The sequence below is a fragment of the Rhizobacter sp. P2_H2 genome, from assembly GCF_056403375.1.
Window position 1 is genome coordinate 1 of record NZ_JBFUFP010000192.1, and the last position, 7,219, is coordinate 7,219.

Here is a 7,219-nt window from a genome sequence, read left to right on the forward strand (position 1 = left end):
GTCCGACCGTGGCCGCGACGCCGCCCGCGCTTTGCACGACGCGGTTGCCGGCCAGTTGCGTGTACTGCCGGCGGCGGTTCGACCAGCAGCCCAGCGTGTTGACGACGGCGGTCAGCGCGACGCTCAGCGGCAGCAGGTAGAGCCACGGCGCGAGCGCGGCGTGACCGGAGGCTTGCGCGATCCATCCGCCACCGAGCGCAACAACGAGCAACGACAGCCCGGTCACCGCGAGCGTGATCGCCAGCGCGAGCAGCAGCAGTTGCCAGCCGTCGTCGTCCGACTCCGGCAGCACGATGGCCAGCTCGTAGCGGCCGGTCGCGAGGATCGCCAGCAGCGCGACCACGCTCTGGAACAGCGCGAACACGCCGAAGTCTTCCGGCGCGAACAGGCGCGACAGCAGCGGGCTCGCGGCGAGCGCGATCAGCTGTGCCAGGCCGGTGCCCGTCAGCAGCGTCAGCACATGCCGCGCCGAGCCTGCGCCGGCCGCGCCCGCTGTCGTCATGCGAGCAAGGCGTGCACCACCCGCTCCTGGTCGGCGGGGGTCAGGTCGGCGCTCATCGGCAGGCTCATCACGCGCGCGGCGGCGCGTTCGGCGTGCGGCGTGCCGCCCGGCACCTGCCAGGCGCGGTAGGCCGGTTGCTGGTTGATCGGCAGCGGGTAGTGCACGGCGGTCGGGATGCCCTGCGCCGTCAGCTTCGCCTGCACCGCGGCGCGGTCCTCGACGAACACCGTGTACTGCGCGAACACGCTGGTGCGGCCGGCGCGCTGTGCCACCACCGGCAGCTTGCCGGCCAGCATCTCGTTGTAGCGCGCGCCGATCGCCAGGCGCTGCTGCACTTCCCATTCGAAGCGCTCGAGCTTGGCCAGCACGATCGCGCACTGCAGCGTGTCCATGCGCCCGCCGACACCGACGCGGGTGTGCGTGTAGCGCGCGCTCTGGCCGTGCACGCGGATCTCGCGGCAGGCCTGCGCGAGGCGGTCGTCGCTGGTGAAGATCGCGCCGCCGTCGCCGTAGCAGCCGAGCGGCTTGCTCGGGAAGAAGCTGGTGCAGCCGAAGGTGCTCAGGTTGCAGCTCTTGCGCTTGACGTCATCCAGGCCTGCGTAGTCCGCCCCGAAGCTCTGCGCCGCATCCTCGATCACCGGCAGCCCGTGGCGCTGCGCGATCGCGTTGATCGCGTCCATGTCGGCGGCCTGGCCGTACAGGCTCACCGGCATGATGGCCCGCGTGCGCGGCGTGATCCGCGCCTCGATCAGCGCGGCGTCGATGTTGCAGGTGTCGGGTTCGATGTCGGCGAACACCGGCACGCCGCCCAGCAGCACGATCATCTCGGCGGTGGCGGCGAAGGTGAACGGCGTCGTGACGACCTCGTCGCCGGGCTTCAGGTCGAGCGCCATCAGCGCGATCAGCAGCGCCTCGGTGCCGCTCGCGACCGTGATGCAGTGGCGCGCGCCGGTGTACGCGGCGAGCTGCACCTCGAGCTCCTTGACCTCCGGGCCCATGATGTACTGGCCGTGGTCGAGCACGCGCTGCATGCGCTCGGCAATGCTGCCCTTCAGCGCGGCGTACTGCGTCTTCAGGTCGACGAATTCGAGCTTCGAGCTCATGCGGATACTTCCTCTGCAGGTTGGCACACCGAATTGCGCAGCACGTAGCGCTCGCCGGTCGCCGGGCAGGCGGCCTCGCCGTCGCCGGTGAGCGGCAGCTCGAGCCGCTCGCCGTGCCGGCTCATCCACCCGGCCTGGCGGGCCGGCACGCCGACCATCAGCGCGAAATCCGGCACGTCGCGGTTGATGACGGCACCGGCACCGACGAAGGCATAGCGGCCGACCGTGTGCCCGCAGACGATCGTGCAGTTGGCGCCCAGCGTCGCGCCGCGGCGCACCAGCGTGCGGCGGTACTCGTTCTTGCGGGTGACGGCCGAGCGCGGGTTGTAGACGTTCGTGAAGACCATGCTCGGGCCGCAGAACACGTCGTCCTCGAGCGTCACCGCGTCGTAGACCGACACGTTGTTCTGGATCTTCACGTTGTGGCCGATGTTGACGTCGTTGCCGACGTAGACACCCTGCCCGAGCGAGCAGCCGTCGCCGATGCGGGCGCCGGCGCACACATGCGCGAAATGCCAGACCCGGGTGCCGGCGCCGAGCTGCGCGCCTTCGTCGACGATGGCGGAGGCGTGGATCATCAGAATGTCCCGTTCAAAAAACCAAGGGCAGGCCGACGCGCACGCCGTCGCGTGCCGAGCGGTAGCCGGCGATCAGCACCTCGAGCGAGCGCAGGCCTTCGTAGCCATCGACCTCGGCATGCGCCTCGCCGCGCAGCGTCTTGATCACGTTGTCGTAGTAGAGCGGGTGGCCGGGGCCGTAGACCGAGCTGACGCCATAGCTCGCGTCGGCGACCTTGGCATCGTCCTCGTGCGGCGTGTCGAACTCCCAGTGCTCGATCTTGTTGACCGCGACGCCGCCGACGCGCACCGTGCCGCGCTCGCCGAGGATCGTGATGCTGCCCTCGAAGTTCTTGTTGTGCGTCAGCATCGTCACGTTGATCGAGGCCAGCGCGCCGTTGCGCAGCCGCAGGCTCATCACCCCGGTGTCCTCGGCCTCGATGTTGCGCGACAGCGTCGCGGTGTAGGCGTGCACGTTGTCGACCGGGCCGACCAGCCAGTCGACCATGTCGACATAGTGGCTCGCCTGGTTCATGAAGGCGCCGCCGTCCATGTCCCAGCGGCCACGCCACGGCGCCGCGTCGTAGTAGGCCTGCGGGCGGGTCCAGAACACGTTGACCGCCACCATCGCCAGCTTGCCGAAGCGGCCCTGGTCGACCGCGCGCTTGACGAGCTGCAGCGTGGCGTTCAGCCGGTTCTGCTTGACGACGAACAGCTTGACGCCGGCATCGCGGCAGGCCCGCACCATCGCGACACCCTCGTCCCACTTGGTGGCCATCGGCTTCTCGCTGAGCACATGGCGGCCGGCCTGCGCGACCTTGATCGCCTGGCGCGGGTGCAGCCCGCTCGGCGTGGCCAGCACGACGAGATCGGCGTCACTGCCCGCCAGCAAGGCATCGAGCGATGCGAAACCCGGGGCGCCGGTCAGCTCGACGGCCTTGGCCAGCAGTTCGGGCTGGTTGTCGCAGACCGCGACCCATTCGGCCCGGTCGGCATGCTGCTTCAGCGCCGCGATGTGGTTCTGCGCGATGCGGCCGCAGCCCACCAGCGCCAGGCGCAGCTTGCGGTCACGGATGATGGAGGGAGTCGGCATGGGGGCTCTCGAAAGGCAGGCGCTACGCGGGGCACCCGCGAGGCAAACGGGCGATTTTATTCGGCCTGGACGACCCGGGCCGGGGAATCCCGGGCGGCCCGCCTAAAATTGCGGCGCATTTTCCGAGCCCCACATGACCCATACCCCTCCTCCCCAGCCGCCCGAAGACGAAAACAAGCTGATCGCCGAACGCCGCGAGAAGCTGTCCGCGATCCGCCAGCAGGGCCGCGTCGCATTCCCGAACGACTTCAAGCCGAAGCACCATGCGCTCGACCTGGTCCGCAAGTACGGCGAGATCCCGAACGAGGAGCTGGAGCCGCAGGGCATCGTCGTGAGCCTGGGCGGGCGGATGATGCTCAAGCGGATGATGGGCAAGGCGAGCTTCGCGACCTTGCAGGACTCGACCGGCCGCCTGCAGCTGTTCGTCACGAAGGACGCGCTGGGCGACGAGGTGTACGCCGCGTTCAAGCACTGGGACCTGGGCGACATCCTCGGTGCCGAGGGCACGCTGTTCCGCACCAAGACCGGCGAGCTGTCGGTGCGCGTGACCACGCTGCGCCTGCTGACCAAGAGCCTGCGGCCGCTGCCGGACAAGTTCCACGGCATGGCCGACCAGGAGCAGAAGTACCGCCAGCGCTATGTCGACCTGATCACCGACGAGGAGGCGCGTGCGCGCTTCGTCGCCCGCAGCAAGGCGCTGGGCTCGATCCGGCACTACATGATCGAGCACGGCTTCATGGAGGTCGAGACGCCGATGCTGCACCCGATCCCGGGCGGTGCGAACGCCAAGCCGTTCACCACGCACCACAACGCGCTCGACCAGCAGATGTTCCTGCGCATCGCGCCCGAGCTGTACCTGAAGCGGCTGATCGTCGGCGGCTTCGAGCGGGTGTTCGAGGTGAACCGCAACTTCCGCAACGAAGGCATCTCGGTGCGGCACAACCCCGAGTTCACGATGATGGAGTTCTACGCGGCCTGGTGGAACCACCACGACGTGATGGACTTCACCGAGCAGGTGCTGCGCCATGCGGCGCGGCAGGCCACCGGCTCGGCCAGCATCACCTACGCCGGCAAGCCGGTCGACCTGGACAAGCCGTTCACGCGCCTGTCGGTGCGCGATTCGCTGGTGGTGCACGCCGGGCTGAGCGAGGCCGAGGCCGGCGACGCCGAGGTGCTGCGCGCGAAGCTGAAGGCGGCGGGCGAGGAAGCGCCGGCGCACTGGAAGCTGCCGGAGCTGCAGTTCGGGCTGTTCGAGGCCGTGGTCGAGGAGAAGCTGTGGCACCCGACCTTCATCATCGACTACCCGGTCGAGGTGTCGCCGCTGGCGCGTGCGTCGGATGCCAACCCCGGCATCACCGAGCGCTTCGAGCTCTTCATGACCGGCCGCGAGTACGCGAACGGCTTCTCGGAGCTGAACGACGCCGAGGACCAGGCGGCGCGCTTCCATGCGCAGGCGGCCAACAAGGATGCCGGCGACGAGGAGGCGATGTTCTACGACGCCGACTTCATCCGCGCACTCGAGTACGGCATGCCGCCGACCGGCGGCTGCGGCATCGGCATCGACCGGCTGATGATGCTGATCACCGACAGCCCGAGCATCCGCGACGTGATCCTGTTCCCGTCGCTGCGGAAAGAGGGCTGACAAGCGCGTCCCAGGCATCGCGCCTACACTGCGCGATGCCTGGATATCTGGTCAAACACGAGCACATCGCCATCGACGGCGTTGCCGACCTGCAGATTCGCTCGTTGCTGGACCGCCAGCAGTTCTCCGACCCCCACCACCTCGCGCTCCAGCAGGGCATCTCGTCGGCGGCCTGGCCGCTGTTCGGGCTGCTGTGGCCGTCGGGCCTGCAGCTTGCCGCGCGCATGGCGGTGCGTGCGATGGTGCCGCAGGAGCGCATCCTCGAGATCGGCTGCGGCCTCGCGCTCGCGAGCCTGGTCAGCCACCGCCGCGGCAGCGACGTGACCGCGAGCGACTGCCATCCGCTCACCGCCGGCTTCCTCGCCGAGAACCTGCGGCTCAATGGCCTGCTGCCGATGGCCTACCGGCACGGGCAGTGGTCCGAATCCGCCGACGACCTGCTGCCGCCGGTGCCGCAGGACGAGCAGACGATCAGCGGCCGCTTCGACCTGGTGATCGGCAGCGACATCCTCTACGAGCGCGACGACGGCGGCCTGCTGGCCGGCTTCATCGGCCGCCACGTCGGCGCGCGCGCCGAGGTCTGGATCGTCGACCCGAACCGCGGCAACCGCGCAGCCTTCACGCGCCAGATGGCGGGGATGGGGTTCTCGCTGCAGGAGGAACGGCTGCAGCAGGTGGCGGATGCCACCCACGCGGCGTACAAGGGCCGGCTGCTGGTCTACAGCAACCACTGACCGGGTGCAGCCCGGAACCCAACCCCCACTTGTTCGCTTGTCATCCCACACAAGGCAGGGCGGTGGCAGAAGGCGGGTGCGGGGAGGCTGTGGTGCGCCAATAAGGAGGGGGCGCCGGAGCTGGCTGGTTTCATGGCCCCGCGCGAAGCGCGATCGTGAACTGACTGTCGCCCACTGTTTGACCACAACGAACGAAGTGAGTGGCGGGAGTTTGGGCGACGGGCCATGAAACCAGTCAGCGCAGGGGAGTCTTCGCCCCGAGAGGGGCGAAGACCGCACCCGACGGCGCACCACAGCCTCCCCGCACCCGCCTTCCGCGCCCAAACTACCGGTGCTTGAAATTCGCCTTGCGCTTGTTGACGAACGCATCCATCCCTTCCTTCTGGTCCTCGGTCGCGAACAGCGCATGGAACATGCGGCGCTCGAACTGGATGCCCTCCGCGAGCGGCCCCTCGTAGGCGCGGTTCAGCGCCTCCTTGGCCATCATCACGCTCGGCCCGCCGTACTCGCAGATCGCCTGCGCCGCCGCCAGCGTCACGCCCAGCAGCTCGGCCGCCGGCACCACGCGCGACACCAGGCCCGAGCGTTCGGCCTCGGCCGCATCCATCATGCGGCCCGTCAGCRCCAKGTCCATSGCYTTSGCCTTGCCSACSGCRCGSGGCAGSCGCTGYGTGCCGCCRGCRCCGGGGATGATGCCSAGCTTGATYTCRGGYTGGCCGAACTTYGCGKTGTCGGCMGCGATGATGATGTCGCACATCATCGCGAGCTCGCAGCCGCCACCCAGCGCGAAGCCGCTCACCCCGGCGATCACCGGCTTGCGCACGCTGCGGATGGTCTCCCAGTTGCGCGTGATGTAGTCGCTCTTGTAGACGTCCATGAAGTTCCAGCCCGCCATCGCACCGATATCGGCGCCGGCCGCGAACGCCTTCTCGCTGCCGGTGACCACCATGCAGCCGATCGTCTCGTCGGCATCGAAGGCCTTCAGCGCCGCGCCCAGCTCGTCCATCAGCATGTCGTTCAGCGCGTTCAGCTGCTTCGGCCGGTTCAGCGTGACGACGCCGATGCGCAGCGGGCCGTTGCCCTGGATGTCGGTGAGGATGCATTCGTAGGTCATCGGGTCTCCTTCCGGGTTTCTTGGGGGGTCAGGGATCGAGTGTAGGCAGGTCGCGCTCACGACGCGGCCAGCTCCGGCTTGCGCTTGATCATCAGGTCGACCCAGGTGTCGGCGTCCTGGTGGATGCGGATGCGCAGCGGCAGGTAGCGCATGCTCGGCGCAATCCACATCTCGGGGATCAGGTCGCCGCCGCGCGGCTGGCGGCGCGGCTTCACGCGGAAAGCCTGCACCTCGCCGAAGGGGGTGTACAGCGTCTCCTCCTCCAGCACGTCGTACGTCCACGGCTCGACACGGAACGGCAGCGCGAGCGGGATCTCGACGCTCTCGCCGGTGCGCAGCTTCTGCGGCTGCGTCGTGAACAGCCAGGTCAGCTGCACGAACTGGCTCGCGGTGTCCTGCACGCCCGGCCAGCGGATGCGCCGCTGCCCGTTGGCCAGCACCACCGCATCGGGCAGCAGCTGCATCGCCACGCGC

At 69.0% G+C, this 7,219-nt stretch carries 8 protein-coding genes; 2 read left to right on the top strand and 6 right to left on the bottom strand.

Annotated elements, in window-relative coordinates:
- From AC1D15_RS12810 to AC1D15_RS12825, 4 genes are all read right to left on the bottom strand, one after another.
- The coding region (locus AC1D15_RS12810; protein WP_477826271.1) for a lipopolysaccharide biosynthesis protein at positions 1-502 on the bottom strand (502 nt) is incomplete at its 3' end.
- Positions 499-1,605 carry a DegT/DnrJ/EryC1/StrS family aminotransferase gene (locus AC1D15_RS12815; protein WP_477826272.1) on the bottom strand — a complete coding sequence of 369 codons (1,107 nt, stop codon included), beginning with the start codon at positions 1,603-1,605 and terminating at the stop codon, positions 499-501. The genes AC1D15_RS12810 and AC1D15_RS12815, both read right to left, overlap by 4 nt.
- Positions 1,602-2,186, bottom strand: coding sequence for an acyltransferase (locus tag AC1D15_RS12820; protein ID WP_047499801.1), 585 nt, complete (start codon positions 2,184-2,186; stop codon positions 1,602-1,604). Before AC1D15_RS12820 ends, AC1D15_RS12815 begins: the two co-directional genes overlap by 4 nt.
- Before the next feature lie 10 nt (positions 2,187-2,196).
- Positions 2,197-3,255 carry a Gfo/Idh/MocA family protein gene (locus AC1D15_RS12825; protein WP_477826273.1) on the bottom strand — a complete coding sequence of 353 codons (1,059 nt, stop codon included), beginning with the start codon at positions 3,253-3,255 and terminating at the stop codon, positions 2,197-2,199.
- A 133-nt stretch (positions 3,256-3,388) separates the two neighbouring features.
- Here AC1D15_RS12825 and lysS point away from each other — a divergent pair, with 133 nt between their 5' ends.
- Positions 3,389-4,897 (top strand): lysine--tRNA ligase, encoded by a 1,509-nt coding sequence (gene lysS / locus AC1D15_RS12830; RefSeq protein ID WP_477826274.1) that lies wholly within the window; start codon positions 3,389-3,391, stop codon positions 4,895-4,897.
- 35 nt (positions 4,898-4,932) lie between these two features.
- Positions 4,933-5,631 carry a class I SAM-dependent methyltransferase gene (locus AC1D15_RS12835; RefSeq protein ID WP_477826275.1) on the top strand — a complete coding sequence of 233 codons (699 nt, stop codon included), beginning with the start codon at positions 4,933-4,935 and terminating at the stop codon, positions 5,629-5,631.
- 325 nt (positions 5,632-5,956) lie between these two features.
- Here AC1D15_RS12835 and AC1D15_RS12840 read toward each other — a convergent pair whose 3' ends face one another.
- Complete coding sequence (locus tag AC1D15_RS12840) at positions 5,957-6,745, bottom strand: enoyl-CoA hydratase (protein WP_477826276.1); 789 nt, start codon at positions 6,743-6,745, stop codon at positions 5,957-5,959.
- Positions 6,746-6,801: 56 nt separating this feature from the next.
- Positions 6,802-7,219, bottom strand: a 418-nt coding sequence (locus AC1D15_RS12845; protein ID WP_477826277.1) for a DUF3108 domain-containing protein, incomplete at its 5' end; no start/stop codon positions are given.

Coding starts and splice junctions, on each gene's coding strand:
- AC1D15_RS12815 (WP_477826272.1), bottom strand. CDS start 1,605: ATGAGCTCGAAGCTCGAATTCGTCGACCTGAAGACGCAGTACGCCGCG.
- AC1D15_RS12825 (WP_477826273.1), bottom strand. CDS start 3,255: ATGCCGACTCCCTCCATCATCCGTGACCGCAAGCTGCGCCTGGCGCTG.
- lysS (WP_477826274.1), top strand. CDS start 3,389: ATGACCCATACCCCTCCTCCCCAGCCGCCCGAAGACGAAAACAAGCTG.
- AC1D15_RS12835 (WP_477826275.1), top strand. CDS start 4,933: ATGCCTGGATATCTGGTCAAACACGAGCACATCGCCATCGACGGCGTT.